The organism is Streptomyces sp. NEAU-sy36 (assembly GCF_013423905.1).
In the GTDB taxonomy this organism is placed as follows: domain Bacteria; phylum Actinomycetota; class Actinomycetes; order Streptomycetales; family Streptomycetaceae; genus Streptomyces; species Streptomyces misionensis.
The window spans coordinates 4801131-4817747 of the sequence record NZ_CP058977.1; the positions used below are offsets into that span (position 1 = coordinate 4801131).

General features: G+C 73.7%; 19 protein-coding genes. 6 read left to right on the forward strand and 13 right to left on the reverse strand.

The features are described from left to right. Positions 1-36: 36 nt before the first annotated feature. Positions 37-1053, reverse strand: coding sequence for a cation diffusion facilitator family transporter (locus HZZ00_RS21815; protein ID WP_374028475.1), 1017 nt, complete (start codon positions 1051-1053; stop codon positions 37-39). 64 nt (positions 1054-1117) lie between these two features. Between HZZ00_RS21815 and HZZ00_RS21820 the strand changes: the two genes are divergently transcribed. Then, complete coding sequence (locus tag HZZ00_RS21820; RefSeq protein WP_180328018.1) at positions 1118-2134, forward strand: glutathione S-transferase family protein; 1017 nt, start codon at positions 1118-1120, stop codon at positions 2132-2134. 28 nt (positions 2135-2162) lie between these two features. Continuing rightward, positions 2163-2468: a DUF4235 domain-containing protein gene (locus HZZ00_RS21825; protein ID WP_180328019.1), complete on the forward strand. Its 306-nt coding sequence runs from the start codon at positions 2163-2165 to the stop codon at positions 2466-2468. A 167-nt stretch (positions 2469-2635) separates the two neighbouring features. On the opposite strand, the gene HZZ00_RS21830 is transcribed toward HZZ00_RS21825, so the two are convergent. Together HZZ00_RS21830 and HZZ00_RS21835 are read right to left on the reverse strand one after the other, a co-directional pair. Beyond that, positions 2636-3100: a pyridoxamine 5'-phosphate oxidase family protein gene (locus tag HZZ00_RS21830; protein WP_180328020.1), complete on the reverse strand. Its 465-nt coding sequence runs from the start codon at positions 3098-3100 to the stop codon at positions 2636-2638. Between the two features lie 101 nt (positions 3101-3201). Beyond that, positions 3202-4062: a hypothetical protein gene (locus HZZ00_RS21835; RefSeq protein ID WP_180328021.1), complete on the reverse strand. Its 861-nt coding sequence runs from the start codon at positions 4060-4062 to the stop codon at positions 3202-3204. Positions 4063-4194: 132 nt separating this feature from the next. On the opposite strand from HZZ00_RS21835, the gene HZZ00_RS21840 reads away from it, so the two are divergent. Both HZZ00_RS21840 and HZZ00_RS21845 read left to right on the forward strand, forming a co-directional pair. After that, positions 4195-5145: an NADP-dependent oxidoreductase gene (locus tag HZZ00_RS21840; RefSeq protein ID WP_180328022.1), complete on the forward strand. Its 951-nt coding sequence runs from the start codon at positions 4195-4197 to the stop codon at positions 5143-5145. A gap of 128 nt (positions 5146-5273) precedes the next feature. Further along, positions 5274-5654, forward strand: a complete 381-nt coding sequence (locus tag HZZ00_RS21845) for an anti-sigma factor antagonist (protein ID WP_070023276.1) — start codon at positions 5274-5276, stop codon at positions 5652-5654. Between the two features lie 8 nt (positions 5655-5662). On the opposite strand, the gene HZZ00_RS21850 is transcribed toward HZZ00_RS21845, so the two are convergent. The 8 genes from HZZ00_RS21850 to HZZ00_RS21885 all read right to left on the reverse strand — a co-directional run bounded on the left by HZZ00_RS21850 (position 5663) and on the right by HZZ00_RS21885 (position 12811). Continuing rightward, a complete protein-coding gene (locus HZZ00_RS21850) occupies positions 5663-6607 on the reverse strand; it encodes a ribose-phosphate pyrophosphokinase (RefSeq protein WP_180328023.1) in 945 nt (314 codons plus the stop codon). A gap of 42 nt (positions 6608-6649) precedes the next feature. Continuing rightward, positions 6650-8854 (reverse strand): glycosyltransferase family 39 protein, encoded by a 2205-nt coding sequence (locus HZZ00_RS21855; RefSeq protein WP_180328024.1) that lies wholly within the window; start codon positions 8852-8854, stop codon positions 6650-6652. Positions 8855-9017: 163 nt separating this feature from the next. Further along, positions 9018-10787: a complex I subunit 5 family protein gene (locus HZZ00_RS21860; protein WP_180328025.1), complete on the reverse strand. Its 1770-nt coding sequence runs from the start codon at positions 10785-10787 to the stop codon at positions 9018-9020. After that, entirely contained in the window at positions 10787-11137 is a 351-nt protein-coding gene (locus HZZ00_RS21865) for a sodium:proton antiporter (RefSeq protein ID WP_180333653.1), read from the reverse strand. The genes HZZ00_RS21860 and HZZ00_RS21865 overlap by 1 nt, the downstream gene beginning before the upstream one ends. Positions 11138-11142: 5 nt before the next feature. Continuing rightward, positions 11143-11883 (reverse strand): MnhB domain-containing protein, encoded by a 741-nt coding sequence (locus HZZ00_RS21870; protein WP_180328026.1) that lies wholly within the window; start codon positions 11881-11883, stop codon positions 11143-11145. Continuing rightward, the gene (locus HZZ00_RS21875) at positions 11880-12140 is read right to left on the reverse strand and encodes a hydrogenase subunit MbhD domain-containing protein (RefSeq protein WP_180328027.1); all 261 of its coding nucleotides are present in this window, start codon (positions 12138-12140) and stop codon (positions 11880-11882) included. The genes HZZ00_RS21870 and HZZ00_RS21875 overlap by 4 nt, the downstream gene beginning before the upstream one ends. Positions 12141-12167: 27 nt before the next feature. After that, the gene (locus HZZ00_RS21880) at positions 12168-12620 is read right to left on the reverse strand and encodes a monovalent cation/H+ antiporter complex subunit F (protein ID WP_180328028.1); all 453 of its coding nucleotides are present in this window, start codon (positions 12618-12620) and stop codon (positions 12168-12170) included. Further along, positions 12617-12811, reverse strand: coding sequence for a hypothetical protein (locus HZZ00_RS21885; RefSeq protein ID WP_180328029.1), 195 nt, complete (start codon positions 12809-12811; stop codon positions 12617-12619). The genes HZZ00_RS21880 and HZZ00_RS21885 overlap by 4 nt, the downstream gene beginning before the upstream one ends. Positions 12812-13063: 252 nt before the next feature. Here HZZ00_RS21885 and HZZ00_RS21890 point away from each other — a divergent pair, with 252 nt between their 5' ends. Continuing rightward, the gene (locus tag HZZ00_RS21890) at positions 13064-14308 is read left to right on the forward strand and encodes a lectin (protein ID WP_180328030.1); all 1245 of its coding nucleotides are present in this window, start codon (positions 13064-13066) and stop codon (positions 14306-14308) included. A 9-nt stretch (positions 14309-14317) separates the two neighbouring features. Here the strand turns inward: HZZ00_RS21890 and HZZ00_RS21895 are convergent, their stop codons facing one another. After that, positions 14318-14563, reverse strand: coding sequence for a hypothetical protein (locus HZZ00_RS21895; protein WP_180328031.1), 246 nt, complete (start codon positions 14561-14563; stop codon positions 14318-14320). Between the two features lie 61 nt (positions 14564-14624). Next, positions 14625-15431, reverse strand: coding sequence for an SDR family oxidoreductase (locus HZZ00_RS21900; RefSeq protein WP_180328032.1), 807 nt, complete (start codon positions 15429-15431; stop codon positions 14625-14627). Between the two features lie 130 nt (positions 15432-15561). Between HZZ00_RS21900 and HZZ00_RS21905 the strand changes: the two genes are divergently transcribed. After that, complete coding sequence (locus HZZ00_RS21905; RefSeq protein WP_180328033.1) at positions 15562-16602, forward strand: PHP domain-containing protein; 1041 nt, start codon at positions 15562-15564, stop codon at positions 16600-16602. Positions 16603-16617: the final 15 nt, after the last annotated feature.

Here is a 16617-nt window from a genome sequence, read left to right on the forward strand (position 1 = left end):
AGGTGTGAAGCCGCTTCCGGGCGGGCAGTCGTGCGATCAGGCCCCGCCGCGTTCCCCCGTCGCGGCGGGGCTCTGCCGTGTCCCGTCGGCCGGGCGGTCGGTGATGTCGAGGAAGATCTGGTCGGCGGCCGGGAACGTCGCGGACAGGGAGCGCTTGATGCGGTCGGCGGCCTCCTCGATGCGCTCACTGTCCAGGCCCGGTACGAGGTCGATCCGCGCGGCCACCAGGGTGGAGTCGAGGCCCAGCCTCATGGTGAACAGCGCCGCCACACAGTCGATCTCCGGCTGAGCCCGCAGCAGCGCGTGGATCCGCCCGCTCAGCTCCGGGTCGGCGGCCTCGCCGATGAGCTGGTCGCGGGCTTCGCGCCCGAGCCGGTAGGCGACGTACACCAGCAGCACACCGATGGCGAGCGAGGCGGACGCCTCCCAGACGACCTGGCCGGTCGCCATGTGCAGGGCCATGCCGGCGATCGCCAGGGTCACGCCGAGCACGGCCGTGCCGTCCTCGGCGACCACGGTGCGCAGCGCCGGATCGCGCAACGCGGCCCTGCCGCCACCCCGGCGGCGCACCTGGTGGAGGGCGCGCAGCAGCGAGGCGCCCTCGGCGAGCAGCGCCACGCCCAGCACGATCAGGCCCGCGACGTAGCCCTCGGTCTTCTCCTCGGTGCCCTGGCGCAGGGCCTCGACGCCCTGGAAGAAGGAGAAGCAGCCGCCCATCACGAAGATCCCGACGGCGGCGAGCAGGGACCAGAAGAAGCGCTCCTTGCCGTAGCCGAAGGGGTGCCGTTTGTCGGCGGGGCGGCGGCTGCGGCGCAGGGCGGCCAGCAGGAACACCTCGTTGAACCCGTCGGCGACGGAGTGCGCGGCCTCCGACAACAGCGCGGGCGAGCCGGAGAGGACACCGCCGACGGCCTTGGCGACGGCGATCAGCAGATTGGCGGCGAGGGCGACGAGCACGGTGATCCGGGTACGCCGGTCGGCGCGTGCGCCCTGTTGGTCTCGCGGTGATGGTTCGCTCACGTCCGCCGGTTGCCCCCGATGCGGACGGATCACACCGTGCGCCCGGCGGGAAACGGGGAAGTCGGTGCTTCGGGGACCCTCGCGGCGAGGAGGAGACATGGGCGGTGACGGCAACCGCGCCTACGGCCACAAGACGTTCAGCCGGTCGCGCAGCCACTTCAGGGACCGGATCACGGCGGACGGCTCGGACGGCTGGCCCGTGGCGCCGGGACGCTACCGGCTGGTGGTGTCCCGGGCGTGCCCGTGGGCCAGCCGGGCGGTGATCTCCCGCCGGCTGCTGGGTCTGGAGGACGCGCTGTCGATGGGGGTGGCCGATCCGGTCCAGGACGACCGCAGCTGGCGCTTCACCCTGGATCCGGACGGCCGGGACCCGGTGCTCGGCATCCGCTACCTGAGCGAGGCCTACGACCGCCGGGAGACCGGCTACCCGGGCGGGGTGAGCGTGCCGGCCGTGGTGGACGTGCCCAGCGGGCGGCTGGTGACCAACGACTACCAGCAGCTCACCCTGGACCTCGCCACCGAGTGGACGGCACTGCACCGCGCGGGCGCCCCCGAGCTGTATCCGGCGCGGCGGCGCGACGAGATCGACGCGGTGATGGCCGAGGTGTACGAGGACGTCAACAACGGGGTGTACCGGGCCGGTTTCGCCACCCACCAGAAGGAGTACGAGGAGGCGTGCGCGGGTGTCTTCCGGCGGCTGGAACTGCTCGCCGAACGGCTGTCCGGACAGCGGTATCTGGTCGGGGACACCCTCACGGAAGCGGACATCCGGCTGTTCACCACGCTGGTCCGGTTCGACCCGGTGTACCACGGCCACTTCAAGTGCAACCGGTGGAAGCTGGCGGAGGATCCGGTGCTGTGGGCATACGCCCGGGACCTGTTCCAGACGCCGGGCTTCGGCGACACGGTCGACTTCGACCACATCAAACGCCACTACTACCAGGTGCACTCGGGCATCAACCCGACCGGCATCGTGCCGCTCGGCCCGGATCTCGCCGGCTGGCTGAGCCCGCACCATCGCGAGCAGCTGGGCGGCCGGCCGTTCGGCGACGGCACGCCCCCGGGGCCGGTGCCCCCGGGCGAACGGGTGGCTCCCCAGGGCCGGCCCGCATGAGGATCCCTTGACGAGGAAGTAGTCAGCTATGTCCAAGTCGAAGAAGAAAAAGCTCCCCTTCGTTTACCAGCCGATCGGATTCGCGCTCAGCTGGGTGAGCGGCGCGGTCGCCGGTCTCGCCTTCAAACAGGCGTGGAAGGCGATACGCCACGAGGACGACGCGCCCAGCGCCCTGGACCAGGAACGCGGCTGGGGCGAGATCCTGCTGGCCGCGGCGGTGCAGGGTGCGATCTTCGCGGTCGTCCGCACCGCCGTGGACCGCACCGGTGCGAAGGCCATCGCGCGGTCGACGGGGGTGTGGCCGGTGGCCGACGACAAGGACGACGAGCACTGAGCCGACGGCCGGGGCGGCCGGGACCGCTCCCGGCCCCCTCGTCCCACCTGGCGGGACTTCACCCGATCGGCTCCAGCGCAACCCGGCGGCTGGTCCGGCCGGGACTCCTGGCCGGTTCCCGCTCAACCACGAGGGCCCGGCCGAAGTCCTCGCCCCGCGCGGCGGGCTCAGCCGGTGAGGAGCCAGTCGCCGTCGCGCATCAGGTCGCGTCCGGGCAGTTCGTTCGCTTCCCGCCAGGCCTGGATGCGGTCGGGGACGACGCGGAAGTACAGGTAGCGCGTCGTGAGGACACGGGGGTCGAAGCCGGTCTTGCCCGCGAAGACCTCGGCGTCCTCCTCGGGCAGGTCCTCGGGCGTGACCGCCTGGGCGCTGCCCTCCACGAGCACGACGTCCCGGGTCGGGCCGATGCCGAGCCGGGCCCGGCCGGTGGCCACCAGGTTGCGGCCGGTGGGGCTGTCGGCGGGGGTGGCGAACAGCAGCACCGCGCCGTCCCAGACGAACGACAGCGGCACGAGGTAGGGCGCGCCCCCGTCGGGGCCGGCGGTGGCCACCCAGGCGTCGACGTCGTGGTCCAGCCGGTGCAGGGTGTCCTTCTTGCGCTGCTCGGCGGTGCGGGCGGGCGGCGGGGTCATCGCGTTCGGCCTCCAGGAAGTGACGAGTGCGGTCCAGTGTGGCCGCCGGGGACACGCCGGCGCACGGATATGGGGAAGCGCCGGTGCGTCGCCGCCGGACGTCAGTCGCAGCCCACCTTCGGCTTCAGCAGCGGCCAGGCCTCCACGCCGTGCGCGGTGCGGACGTAGGCGGTGGCGCGGTCGGGGGTGAGCCACAGCCGCCAGTCGTGGTAGCGGTACCCGGTGTCGTACGCGTCGGCGGGCAGATGGTCCACCCGGCCCCGGTACGGCGCGGTGAGCAGACCCTCGCCGGCGAGGACGCCCCTGGGGTCGCGGGCGTAGTTCCGCCGGCCCATGTCCAGGAAGTGGGCGGATTCCCAGCCGCAGTGCTCCGGCCCCGACGAGCTCTCCAGCGTGGTCACCGGCACCCTCCTGCCGTCGCGGCCGGTCCAGATCTCCCGGCCGGTGGTGGCCGTGAAGCTCGCCGGGAGTTCGGCCGGGTCGCAGGAGGCGCTGGTCTCGGGGCCCCAGCCGGGACGGTTCGGCTGGTCCTTGGCCACCACCACGGCCGCCTTGGTACGGCCGCCGACGTCCAGGGAGAACAGCACCCGGTCGGCCTCACGGCGCTCCACGCGGTATCCGTGGTCGGGCAGTTCCGGCTGGAACATGTCCAGGTAGAGCGCGAGCCCCTGCTCGGGGGTGGCGCCGCCGTCGGACTCGCTCCAGCCGTCGGGCCCGGCGCCGTCGAAGATCCGGCCGTCGCACTCCAGCGCCCGCCCGGCGGCTCCGGATGCGGCCGACAGCGCCTCGGGACTGCTGTCGTCGGCGCTCTTGACCGGGACGTGGAGAGGCCCCCGGTACGGCGTGGCGGGCGGGGTGCCGCGTACCACCAGGTCCGCCCTGGGGCCGCCGCCGTGGCCGCAGCCGGCCGCCGCCACGGCCGTCAGGCCCGCCAGTGCCATCGTGACCAGCCCTCTGCGCATGCGCCGCCCCTTCCGCTCCCGGATCCGTACGGCTCTTGGACACGCGAGCGGCCCGGAAGGTTGGAGGACGGGCCGGAAATCGGATCATGGCGCCGTTTCGCGGACGCGCGGGGTGGGGCAGGCTGGGGGACCATGAGCGACGTGAACACCATGCGAGCCATCGGTCAGGACGTCCTCGGCGGTCCCGAGGTGCTGAAGGAAGTACGGCTGGAGCGGCCCGAGCCGCGGCCGAACGAGGTACTGGTCCGGGTGCGGGCCGCCGGGGTGAACCCCACCGACTGGAAACACCGGGCCACCGGCGGGTTCCTGGGCGAGCCGCCGTTCGTGCTCGGCTGGGACGTGTCCGGGGAGGTCGCCGCGACGGGGGTCGGCGTGGCCGCCTTCCGGCCCGGCGACGAGGTGTTCGGCATGCTGCCCTACCCCTTCGGGCACGGCTCGCACGCCGAGTACGTGATCGCCCCGGTCCGCGCCCTGTGGCACAAGCCGGCGTCGATCGACCACACCCAGGCGGGCGCGCTGCCGCTGGTCTCGCTGACCGCCTGGCAGGCGCTGACGGAGCAGGCCGACGTGCGGCCGGGGCAACGGGTGCTGATCCACGCGGCGGCCGGCGGGGTCGGGCACGTGGCCGTGCAGATCGCCAAGGCGCGCGGCGCGTACGTGATCGGCACGGCGAGCGCGGGCAAGCACGGCTTCCTGCGGGAGATCGGCGTGGACGAGCCCGTCGACTACCGGTCCACCGATGTCACGGAAACGGTGCGGGACGTGGACGTGGTCCTGGACACCCTCGGCGGCGAGACGTCCCTGCGCTCGCTGCGGATGCTGCGGTCGGGCGGGGTCCTGGTCTCCATCCTGCCGGTGGGCTCCCGTGAGCTGTTCGACGAGGCCGAGCGGCTCGGCGTACGGGCGGTACGGATGCTGGTGGACGCCGACCGGGCCGGAATGCGGTCGGTCGCGGAACTGGTGGAGTCCGGGAAACTGCGGGCCACGATCGCGGGGACGTACCCGCTGACGGATGCCGCGAAGGCGCACGAACAGGGAGAGACCGGGCGCACCACGGGGAAGCTGGTCCTGCTGGTCGACTGAGCTGCCCCGGCGAGACACGCCTCAAACCGCAAGACATATGTCAATCGAACATGCTCAAATTCCTTCCATCGAGGGTAACTTGACGGTCGATAACCGACGTCCGGGTGCGGGTGGGAGGTGATGCCGAGGTGCGACGGGAGCCCGTGTCCCTCACCCGGCATCTGCGTGTGTACGCCTATCGTGCGCACACCGTCCTGGAGTTCCGGGGCGAGATCGACATCAGCGCGGCGGCGGAGATCCTCCCGGTCCTGGACCGGGTCACCGCCCGCCCCGGCGCACGGGTCGTGATCGATCTGCGGCCCGTGGACTTCTTCGACTGCTCGGGGCTGCGCCTGCTCTACCGGGCGCGGGCCCACGTCCAGGCGGGCGACGGACGGCTGCACCTGGTGTGCACCCATCCGCTGACCCTGCGCGTGCTGCGGGTGACGGGCCTGTCCCGGCTGCTGCCGCCGCACGCCACGCCGGACGCGGCCCTGGAGCAGGCCGGCGCCGCCTCCGGTTCGTGGTGAGCCGCTCCTCAGCCCTCCTCGAACAGGGCGCTGACGGACTCGCCGTCGTGGATGCGCCGTACCGCCTCCGCGAGGGCCGGGGCGATGGACAGCACCCGCAGCTTCTCGGTGCGCTCGTCGGCGGGGATCGGCACGGTGTTGGTGCAGACGATCTCCAGCACGTCGGGCTGCTCGCTTAGGCGCTTGAGCGCCCCGGAGGCGAACAGCCCGTGGGTGCACGCCACTCGGATCGAGCGGGGGCCCGACTCCCGCAGCCGGTCCAGCAGTTCCATCACGGTGCTGCCCTTGGCGATCTCGTCGTCGAGCACGATGACGTCCCGCCCGGCGATCTCGCCGATGACGGAACTGATGCTCACCCGGTCGTCCGCGTACCGCTGCTTGGCGCCCGCCGCCACCTGTGCGCCGATGCGCCGGGCGAAGGCGGCGGCCTCCTTGGCGTTGCCGAGGTCCGGGGAGACCACCGTGGTGCGCGAGAGGTCGTACTGCCGGAAGTGGTCGGCCAGTTCGCGCAGCGCGTGCAGATGGTCCACCGGCACCGAGAAGAAACCGTGCACCTGCGGGGAGTGCAGGGTCATGGCGAGCACCCGGCTCGCGCCCGCCGCCACCATGAGGTCGGCGACCAGCCGCCCGCCGATGGAGATGCGGGGCGCGTCCTTCTTGTCGGAGCGGGCGTAGGAGTAGTGCGGCATGACGACGGTGATCCGGGAGGCCGAGGCGCCCCGCGCCGCGTCGCACATCAGCAGCAGCTCCACCAGGTGTTCCTGCACCGGCTTGACCAGCGGCTGGATCAGGAAGACGTCCCTTTCCCGGCAGTTGGCCTGGAGTTGGACCTCCAGGCAGTCGTTGGCGAACCGGCTGATCCGCGTGGGGCTGAGCGGCACACCGAGGTGGGCGCAGACCTCCTCGGCCAGGTCGGGATGGGCACTGCCGCTGAAGACGGCGATGTCTCGCACGATCTGCTCCTCGCATGATCATTCCGGGCTGCCGCGTTCATGCTACTGACCCACGTCGCAGCGGTAGAGCGTCTGGCCCGGGGCGGCGGCCGTGCCACCGTAGGCCGCGGCCGGGACCTCGGCGCAGGAGGACGCGACCCAGTCGGAGATCCGCGTCGCCGCCGTCTTCCCGGCCGTCGCGTTCGCCGTACCGGCCGCCGCCGGGCCGAACCCCGCGCTGCCGCCCGCCAGGACGTACCGGACCCGGCCCTCGGCCACCAGCCGGCGGAACCGCGCCGGCGTCGGGAAGGGCACCCGGCCGCTGAACCCGCCGAGCGGGAGCACCTCGGCGCCGGTCGCGAGGATGTACGGGGACGCCGCGTTCCAGTTGGTGGTGGCGAACACATAGCGGGCGGAACCCCGGTGGGCGCGGGTGTAGTCGAGCAGCCGGCGCTGGGCCGGGGTCATGCCGCCGTCCGAGGCGATGCCGCCCCAGGCACCGGGCCCGGCGGAGGCGGGCGTATGTCCGCGGGCCGCCTGGGCGCCAGGGGTGCCGGTGTGCGCGGTGCCCCGGTCCGGGGCGGTCGGGCCGACCGAGCCCATGCCCGCGGTGCCGTACGCGGGGTCGAAGACCTGCACCGCCCACGCGGTCGGGGCGGCGAGCAGGGCCGCGAGGGCGGCGGCCGGTCCGCCGAGCGCGAGCCGGCCGCCGGCGCGGGGGCGGCCAGGACGGGTGAGGACCAGCAGGACGGTGGCGGCCGACCCGAGCACGGCCACCGCGGGTGCCAGCCACGGCAGGAAGGCGGGGAAGCGGCCGGCCAGGTACGCGCTCCAGGCCGTCGTCGCCGCGACCGCGCCCGGCAGGGCCCACGCGCGGCGCCCGCCGGCCCGGTGGGCGCGCCACAGCCGTACCGCCCCGGCGCCGGTGAGCGCGGCGAGCGGTACGGCGATCACGCCCATGTAGTAGGTGTGCGGGCCGACGCTGCCGGCGCTGAAGACCAGGAAGTACGTGGCGAGCCAGGTGCCCCACAGCAGGAAGCCGGCCCGCGCCGCGTCGGTGCGCGGCCGCCCCCGGCGCCAGAGCACTCCGCAGCCTGCGGCCACGGCGGCGAACGGGTAGAGCCAGCCGGTCTGGGCGGCGAGCGCGGGGCCGAACATCTTCGCCCAGCCGTCGCGGGCGCCGCCGAAATCGCCCCCGCCCCGGGGCGCGGCGCCCCCGGGACCAGCCGCGCCCCGGTCCCCGGCACCCCGGTGGGCGGGCCCGGCCGCGCCCGTCGCACCGGTGCCGTGCCGTGCGCCCAAGTGCCCGGTCGCATCCGGGACCGCGGCGCCCGGCCCGCCGGTCCCCCGCCCGGCGCCGGCCCGGTGCCCGCTCCCCTGGGTCGCGCTCACGCTTCCCGTGGCGGCCGCGCTGACGCCCAGGGAGCCGAAGCGGTTCAGGAAGTTGTAGCCGACGACCATGCTGAACGCGGAGTTGTCGGTGGTGCCGTCCACGTACGGCCGCTCCTTCGCCGGTACGAGGGTGACGGCGAGCATCCAGGAGGCCGACACGGCGACCGTCACCAGGGCGGCCAGGCCGAGGTGGGCGAGCCGGCGGCGCAGCGCGACCGGGGCCGAGACCAGGTGGACCAGGGCGAGCGCGGGCAGCACGGCCCAGGCCTCCAGCATCTTGGCCTGGAAGGCGGCGCCGACCCAGAAACCGGCCCGCAGCAGCGGGCCCGGCCGGCCGGAGCGGGCGGCGCGCTGGGTGGCCTCGGCGGCGAGCAGCAGGCACAGGGTGAACGCCGGGTCCTCGACGGAGGTGCGGAACAGACCGACCGCGGCCGGGGTCACCAGGAACGCCGCACCGGCGACGAGGGCCGCGTGGGTCCCGGCCCAGCGGTGCACCAGCCGGTACAGCACCAGCAGGCTCGCCACGCCTTCGAGGACTTGGGGCAGGGTCAGGGTCCACGGGTGGAAGCCGAGGAGGCGGGCGCAGAGCGCCTGCGGCCACAGGAATCCCGGGGTCTTGTCGAGGGTGATGGAATTCCCGGGGTCGAAAGAGCCGTAGAAGAACGCCTTCCAGCTCTGCGTCATGCTGCGGGCCGCGTCGGCGTAGAAGGTGTGGTACTGGCTGTGCCCGATGTCCCAGGAGTAGAGCAGGGCGGCGAGCGCGGTGAGGACCAGCAGTGCGGGGCGGGCGTACGCGGGCTCGCCGGCCGGGGTCTTCCAGGGTGTGCGGCGGCCGGCACCGGTGGGGGCGGTCGCGTCGAGAACGTTCGTGGCCATGCGCGGCAGTGTTGGTCACGGTCCGCGTCGAGAACGCCGTGTCGCGGCCTCTTCAAGGAAACTCTCATCGCCGGCAGGGCAAGTCTTTGACCGCACCAGCAGAAATTTGCTCGGGTGAAGCGCATTCATTGCCTTCACCGCATGCGGCACCGGCGTGCCCCGGTCAGCCGCCGAGCACGCCGGGCAGGGCGAGCGCGGCCAGCAGCGTGGCGCCGACCACCACCCAGGCGACGTAGTCGCCGACATGGCCGGACTGGAGGCGGCGCAGGGACGTGGTCCACGCGGGGGCGGCCGGGCGGCGCGGCCGGGTGACGGTGACGGCGGCGACGGCCACGGCGAGGACGGCGGAGAGCAGACCGAGCAGCACGCCGTGCGCGGTCCACGCGGCCGAGGCCCGGGCACCGCCCGAGCCCGCCTCGTTGACCGAGCGGGCCACGAGGTCGCCGAAGCCGGGGACGGTGCCCACGGCGAGCGCGGCGGCGAGCAGCACGGCGGCGACCGTGGTCATGGTGTCCGGGACCCGGCCGACCAGCCCGGAGGTCTCCGGCTCCTCCTCGGAGCCGCTGGTCTGGTAGGCGTCGGTGTCCTCGGGGGGCGGCCCGAGGCCGAAGAAGACGCGGGCGGTCACCCGGAGCACCGCGGCCGCCGTGAGCGCGGAGACGGCCACGTACACCACGGTGAGCGGGCCGCCGACCGCCTCCTCGCTGACCGCCTTGCCGAGCCCGGTGCCGAACGGCGGCAGGCCCGCGAGGGCGAGACCGCCGACGGCGAACAGCACGGCGGTGGTCCGCAGCCGGCCCGCCCGGCCGTGCAGCGCGTGCTCGTCCACGCTGCCGAACCGGTCCAGCAGGGCGCCCGCACAGGCGAACAGCGCCGCCTTCACCCCGGCGTGGCCGAGGATGTACAGGGCGGCCCCGTCGTCGCCCTCGGGGGTGAGGACGCCGACGGCGACGAGGAACAGGCCTGTGTGGGCGATGGTGGAGAAGGCGAGCAGCCGTTTGATGTGCCGCTGGTACCAGCACATGACGGCGCCGGTGACGGCGGTGAGCACGCCGAGCGTCAGCAGGGCGCGGGTCAGGTCGGCGGCCGGGATGCCGCCGGGTCCGGCGAAGACGGTGCCGTAGACGCGCCAGACGCCGTACACACCCAGTTCGACCATCACGCCGGACAGCAGCATGCACACCGGGGTGGGGGCGACGGCGTGGGCGTCGGGGAGCCAGAAGTGGAAGGGCACGGTGGCCGCTTTGACCAGCAGCCCGGTGAGCACCAGCACGAAGGCGGCCAGCACCAGTGCGTCGGGGCCGCCGTGACCGGCCGTGCCGTCGAGACCCCGGCCGATCTTCGTCATGGACAGCTCGCCGGTGCGGGCGTACAGCAGCGCGATGCCCGTCAGCATGCCGTACGCGCCCAGCGAGTTGACGACGCCGAAGGTCAACGCCCCCTGGACCGCCTTGGCCTCGTCGATGCGGTAGCCGGTCAGGGCGTAGGCCACCACGCTCATCAGCTCGAAGAACACGAAGGCGTTGAACAGGTCCCCGGCGACGGCGAATCCGCACATGGCGCCCTGGAAGACCAGCATCAGCGCGGGGAACGAACCGGCGTGGCCGTGCGGCGGCTCGTCGAAGTAGCGCCAGGAGTAGGCGAGGGCCGAGAGGGCGAGCAGGGAGACGAGCGCCGCCATGCCGAGCGACGGGCCGTCCCCGATCAGCTCGATGCCGACGCTCTCGCCGCCGACGGGCGTCCAGCCGCCGACCCACTCGACCATCGGCGGTGAGGAGCCGAGCAGCAGCACGAGGGCGAGCGCGGCGGTCGCGGCGGAGACGACGAGGCCGGTCAGCTCGGCGGCTGCGCGCGGCAGTCTGCGGCCCGCGGCGGCCAGCAGGGCGGCCCCGAGCAGCGGCACCGCGACGAGGAGGGGGAGCAGATGACGCATCAGCCGCGCAGCTCCCGCAGTTCGTCGGGGTCGACGGTGCCGTGCCGTTTGACGATCTGCAGGACCAGGGCGAGCAGCAGGGCGGTGACGGTGGCGCCGACGACGATGTCGGTGAGGGTGAGGGCCTGTACCACCGGGTCCACCACGGGCCGGGAGCCCGGCTTGATGTCCGAGAAGACGGGTGCGGTGCCGCCGGACCGGTAGCCGACCGCCAGCAGCAGGATGTACGTGGAGACCTGGCACACCGACAGACAGCCCACGGCGTGGATCAGGTTGCGGCTGGTGGCGAGGCCGTACACGCCGGTCAGGAAGACGTAGGCGGCGACCAGGTACGGCAGGACGTGCGTCACGGTGCTCACCCTGCGGGCTCCTCCTCGATCTCGACGGCCTGGTCCAGGAAGTTGGCGAGCAGGACGACGACCGCGCACGCCACCTCCATGCCGACGGCCGCGTTCAGCAGCGGGACGGTGCCGCCCGAGGACAGCGTGTTGAACGTGCCGTACGGCAGCAGGGTGTTGGCGAGGAACGCGGTCCCGGCCAGGACCCCGGCGAGGCCGAGCACCAGGTAGGCGCAGACGGCGAGGGCGTCGGTGGCCTCGAAGACGCCGAGGGGCCGGATGCGTTCGAGCGCGTGGTAGTCGGCGCCGAGGTACAGCAGGTGCAGGGCGGTCGCGGCGACCACCCCGCCTTGGAAGCCGCCACCGGGGCTGAGCTGGCCGTGGGCGATGACGTACAGGCCGCAGACCAGGGCGACGGGCATCACGAGCAGCGCGTAGCGGCGCACGGGCAGGGCCACGCGGGCGGGTTCGGGGCGGGCCAGGTGTTCGTCGCGGGCCTGGCGCAGCAGCACCACGCAGCCGAGGACGGCGGCGAACAGGATGCTCATCTCGCCGAGGGTGTCGTAGGCGCGCTGGTCGAAGTTGACGGAGGCGATGGTGTTGGCGGTGTGCCGGGTGAGGGAGGCGTGCACCGCACGGGTGCCGTAGGGGTGTGAACGGCCGCCGAAGCCGGGCAGGTCGAGGCAGGCGGCGGTCAGCAGCGCGGCGAGGCCCGCGCCGCCCACGGCCAGCAGCCACAGCCGCAGCCGCCGGCTCACCGCGCGCCGTCCCGGTCCCGGCCGCGGCGGCGGATCTTGCGCACCGACAGCATGACCAGCAGCGGGGTGAGGACGGCGCCGACGGCGAGCTGGGACAGGCCGACGTCGGGCGCCTGGAGCACGGTGAACAGCACGGCCAGCAGGATGCCGAGGACGGACAGGACCAGCGCCTGGCGGGCGGGGTCGCGCTGGGCCACGGCCGCGGTGGCCGCGCCGGCCACCAGCAGCAGGGCCACGAGGATCACGGCTTCGTCCATGCCCCACCTCCCGTCCGGGGTGCCGGCTCAGCCACCGCGCACCCCCCGGAAGGCGCCCGACAGGGCCCGTGAGGCGATCAGGTTGCCGCCGATCAGCAGGGCGCCGATCACCAGCAGCTTCACCATGGCCCGGCCCGGCCCGGTGGCCGCGCAGACGGCGGCCACGACCACGGCGCCCACCGCGGCCACGGCGTAGGTGAGCCCCCAGGCGCTCGGCCGCTGTCCCTCCAGGTCCTCGTGGAGCAGCCGGGCGAAGACCAGGGTGCCGACCGGTCCGAGCAGAGCGAGCAGCAGGGCGAGGTCGACGTAGGCGGGGCGGCCGTACCCCTGGGCGAGCAGCAGCAGCGCCGGGCACAGGGCCGCGGTGGTGAGGTTCTGGGCGACGACGCGGCGGGCGGTCCCCCCGGTGGTCACGCCCCACAGGGCGGCCGCCCCTCCCCCGCCCAGTTCGACCGTCGCCGCCAGGATCCAGCCGTTCACCGCCAGCTCACCGCCCGCCGGCCGGCCCGTGCCAGCAGCGCGCCCACGGCGGCGACGCTCGCGCCCACGATCCACTCGAGGGGGTAGACGCTGCTGATCAGCACCAGCCAGAGCAGGGTCAACGCGACCCACCACAGGAGGAGTTCACCGACGACGAGCAGCACCGCACGGGGTGTCGTCCGCCGGTCCATCCGCCACCTCCTCGTTTCCGGTTCGCGGCGGTGTGTCCGCTTCGCCGCCCGGTGCATCCAAGCACCGCCGGACCCCTGGCGGGGCGGCGGCACGCGGGACCGGGGGCGGAGTGCCCCGGGAGCGTGAACGGAAACCGGGGCATGACCGGCGCCTCAAGTGAAGGTCTGTGCCCGACTCTTGACGCCCCCTTATCTCACTCCTTAAATCAACCAGGAAACTTCCCCCCACCGACCCCCCACGATCGGAGTGCCATGGCCTCCCCACGCCTGCTGCGCAGATGTCTGTTCGCGGCCCTGTCCGCCGTGCTGATCGGCTCGGCCGCCGTCGGCCCGGCCCACGCGCGTCCCGCCGACCCGGCCGCCGCGCCCGCCGCGACCGTGACCGCCTTCTCCGACACCTTCGACGGGCCCGCGGGCTCACCGGTCGACTCCTCGAAGTGGACGCTGGAGACGGGCGACAACGTCAACAACCACGAGCGGGAGTACTACACCTCCGGCACCCACAACGCGGCCCTGGACGGCCAGGGCCATCTGGTGATCACGGCCCGCAAGGAGAACCCGGCCGGTTACCAGTGCTGGTACGGCACGTGCCAGTACACCTCGGCCCGGCTGAACACCTCGGGGAAGTTCACCGCGCGCTACGGCCATGTCGAGGCCCGGATGAAGATCCCGCGCGGGCAGGGCATGTGGCCCGCGTTCTGGATGCTGGGCACCCCGGTGAACTGGCCGGACTCGGGCGAGATCGACGTGATGGAGAACGTCGGCTTCGAGCCCTCGACCGTGCACGGCACCATCCACGGCCCCGGCTACTCCGGCTCGGGCGGCATCGGCGCCGCCTACTCGCTGCCGAACGGGCAGGCCTTCGCGGACGGCTTCCACACCTTCGCCGTGGACTGGGCACCGGACTCGATCACCTGGTCCGTGGACGGAAACGTCTACGAGCGGCGCACGCCCGCCGACCTCGGCGGCAAGACCTGGGTCTACAACGACCGGCCGTTCTTCCTGATCCTGAACCTGGCGGTCGGCGGCTACTGGCCCGGCGACCCGGACGGCAGCACCCAGCTCCCGGCGCAGCTGGTGGTGGACTCGGTGTCCGTCACGACCACGGACAGCGCGGCCGGGCTCCCGATCCGGGGGCTGGCGGGCAAGTGCGTGGACGTGGCAGGCGCCAACTCCGCGAACGGCACCCCGGTCCAGCTCTACGACTGCAACGGCACCGCGGCCCAGTCGTGGACGGTCGGCTCGGACGGCACGATCCGGGCGCTCGGCAAGTGCCTGGACGTCACCGACGCGGGCACGGCGGACGGCTCGACGGTCCAGCTGTGGGACTGCACGGGCGGGGCCAACCAGAAGTGGACGGTCACCGGGGCGCACGACATCGTGAACCCGCAGGCGAACAAGTGCCTGGACGTCACCGGGAACGACTCGGCCAACGGGACGCGGCTGCAGATCTGGTCCTGCACCGGCGGGCCCAACCAGAAGTGGACGGTCGGCTGAGCGAACGGCTCAGTGCAGCTTCCAGGTGTACTTGTCGCCACCCACCCAGCGGACCACGTCCGGGTCGTCGAGGTCGTGGATGGTGATGCCGTGAGCCGCGGCGACCTCCAGGACGTCGGTGACGGTCCTCGCCTCGCCGATCACCTCCTTGTCGATCTCCACGACCCGGAAGGGCGGCTCGCCCGGCTTCCCCGGGCAGACGCCGAGCACCAGGACCCGTGGCCGGCAGATGTGGGGAGCTGCTTGTTCGGTCATGCAATTCAGGTTAGGACGGAACGCCCGCCGACGGGTCGCCGCGCACCGGCGCCGTCCGCGCTCACGGGCGGCGCCAGTCGTCGCTGGTCAGATGGGAGCCGGCCTGCGGTCCCATGCGGAGCATGCCGCCGTCGACGCTCCAGGAGGCGCCGGTGACGTAGGAGGCGTCCGGGCCCGCGAGGAAGGCGATCACGGCCGCGACCTCGCGGGCGTCGCCCGGCCGCCCGAGCGGCACCCCGGGGCGGCGCACGCCGCGGACGTCGGTGTCCTCCTGGCCGGTCATCGGGGTGGCGATCTCACCCGGCGCGACCGCGTTCACCGTGATGCCGTGCTCGGCCAGCTCCAGGGCCATCACCTGGGTGAGCAGCCCGAGCCCGCCCTTGGCCGCGCAGTACGGGGCGGAACCGACCCGGGGCTGGTGCTCGTGCACCGAGGTGACGTTGACGATCCGGCCGCCGTCGCCCTGCCGGATCATGTGCCGGGCCGCCCGCTGCCCGCACAGGAAGGGGCCGACGAGGTCGACGTCCAGGACCCGGCGGACGTCCTCCAGGGTGAGGTCGAGGTAGGGCGTGCTGGTGCCCGTGCCGGCGTTGTTGACCAGCACGTCGAGCCGGCCGAGCGTCTCGCACAGCTCGTCCACGGTGTCGGCGGCCTCGGGCAGCCGGGTCAGGTCCAGCCGGGCGACGGCGGCGGTGCGGCCCTTCTCCCGGATCTCCCGCGCCGTCTCCTCGGCGCCCTGCTCGTCCGTGTGCCAGGTGATGCCGACGTCCAGGCCCGCCTCGGCCAGTCGTACGGCGGTGGCCCGGCCGATGCCGGAGTCCGCGCCGGTGACGACTGCCGTGCGGCGCGCGGCCGGGGATGCGGGCATGGTGTGCCTCCTTCGGTGGTCGGCTCTCGGACGAGTCACCGCAGTACCCGGGGCGGAACCGGCAAAACGGCCGATGCGCGGCTCCCCGCGCCGGGTGCCGGGTGCCGGGCGCTGAGGCAACCTTGGCTGCATGGACCCCGTTGCCGCCCTGGAGCGGATCGCGTTTCTGCTGGAGCGGGCGCTGGCGCCGACCTACCGGGTGCGGGCCTTTCGCACGGCGGCCCGGGTGCTCGACGGGCTCGGGCCCGGCGAGGTGGCGGCGCGGGCGGCGGACGGGACGCTGGAGGGGCTGAAGGGCGTCGGGCCGAAGACCGCCCAGGTGGTGCGGGAGGCCCTGTCCGGCGAGGTGCCGGGGTATCTGCGCAGGCTGGAGGAGGAGGCCGGGAGCGAGGCCGCACAGGGGCCCGGGGCGACGCTGCGGGCGCTGCTGCGCGGCGACTGCCACACCCACTCCGACTGGTCCGACGGGGGCAGCCCGATCGAGGAGATGGGGCGGGCGGCGGCCGCCGTCGGCCACGAGTGGGCCGTGCTCACCGACCACTCCCCGCGGCTGACCGTGGCCCGGGGCCTGTCGCCCGAGCGGCTGCGCGAGCAGCTGGACGTGGTGGCGGAGCTGAACACGCGCTGGGCGCCGTTCCGGCTGCTCACCGGGATCGAGTGCGACATCCTCGACGACGGCTCGCTGGACCAGGAGCCCGAACTGCTGGAGCGGCTGGACGTGGTCGTCGTCTCCGTGCACTCCAAGCTGCGGATGGACGCCCGCGCGATGACCCGTCGGATGGTGACCGCCGTACGCGATCCGCACGCCGATGTCCTCGGGCACTGCACCGGGCGGCTGGTCACGGGCCGGGGGCGGCCGGAGTCGCGGTTCGACGCGGACGAGGTGTTCGCCGCCTGCGCCGAGTCCGCAACGGCCGTGGAGATCAACAGCCGGCCCGAACGGCTGGACCCGCCCCGGCGGTTGCTGCGCCGGGCGGTGGCCGCGGGGACGCTGTTCTCGATCGACACCGACGCGCACGCGCCCGGCCAGCTGGACTGGCAGATCCTCGGCTGTGCCCGGGCCGAGGAGTGCGGGGTGCCGGCCGAGCGGGTGGTGACCACCTGGTCGGCCGACGAGCTACTGGGCTGGACGCGGCACGGCCGGGTGCCGGCACGCGTGGCGCGGGCGTGACGTGGTACCCGGAAC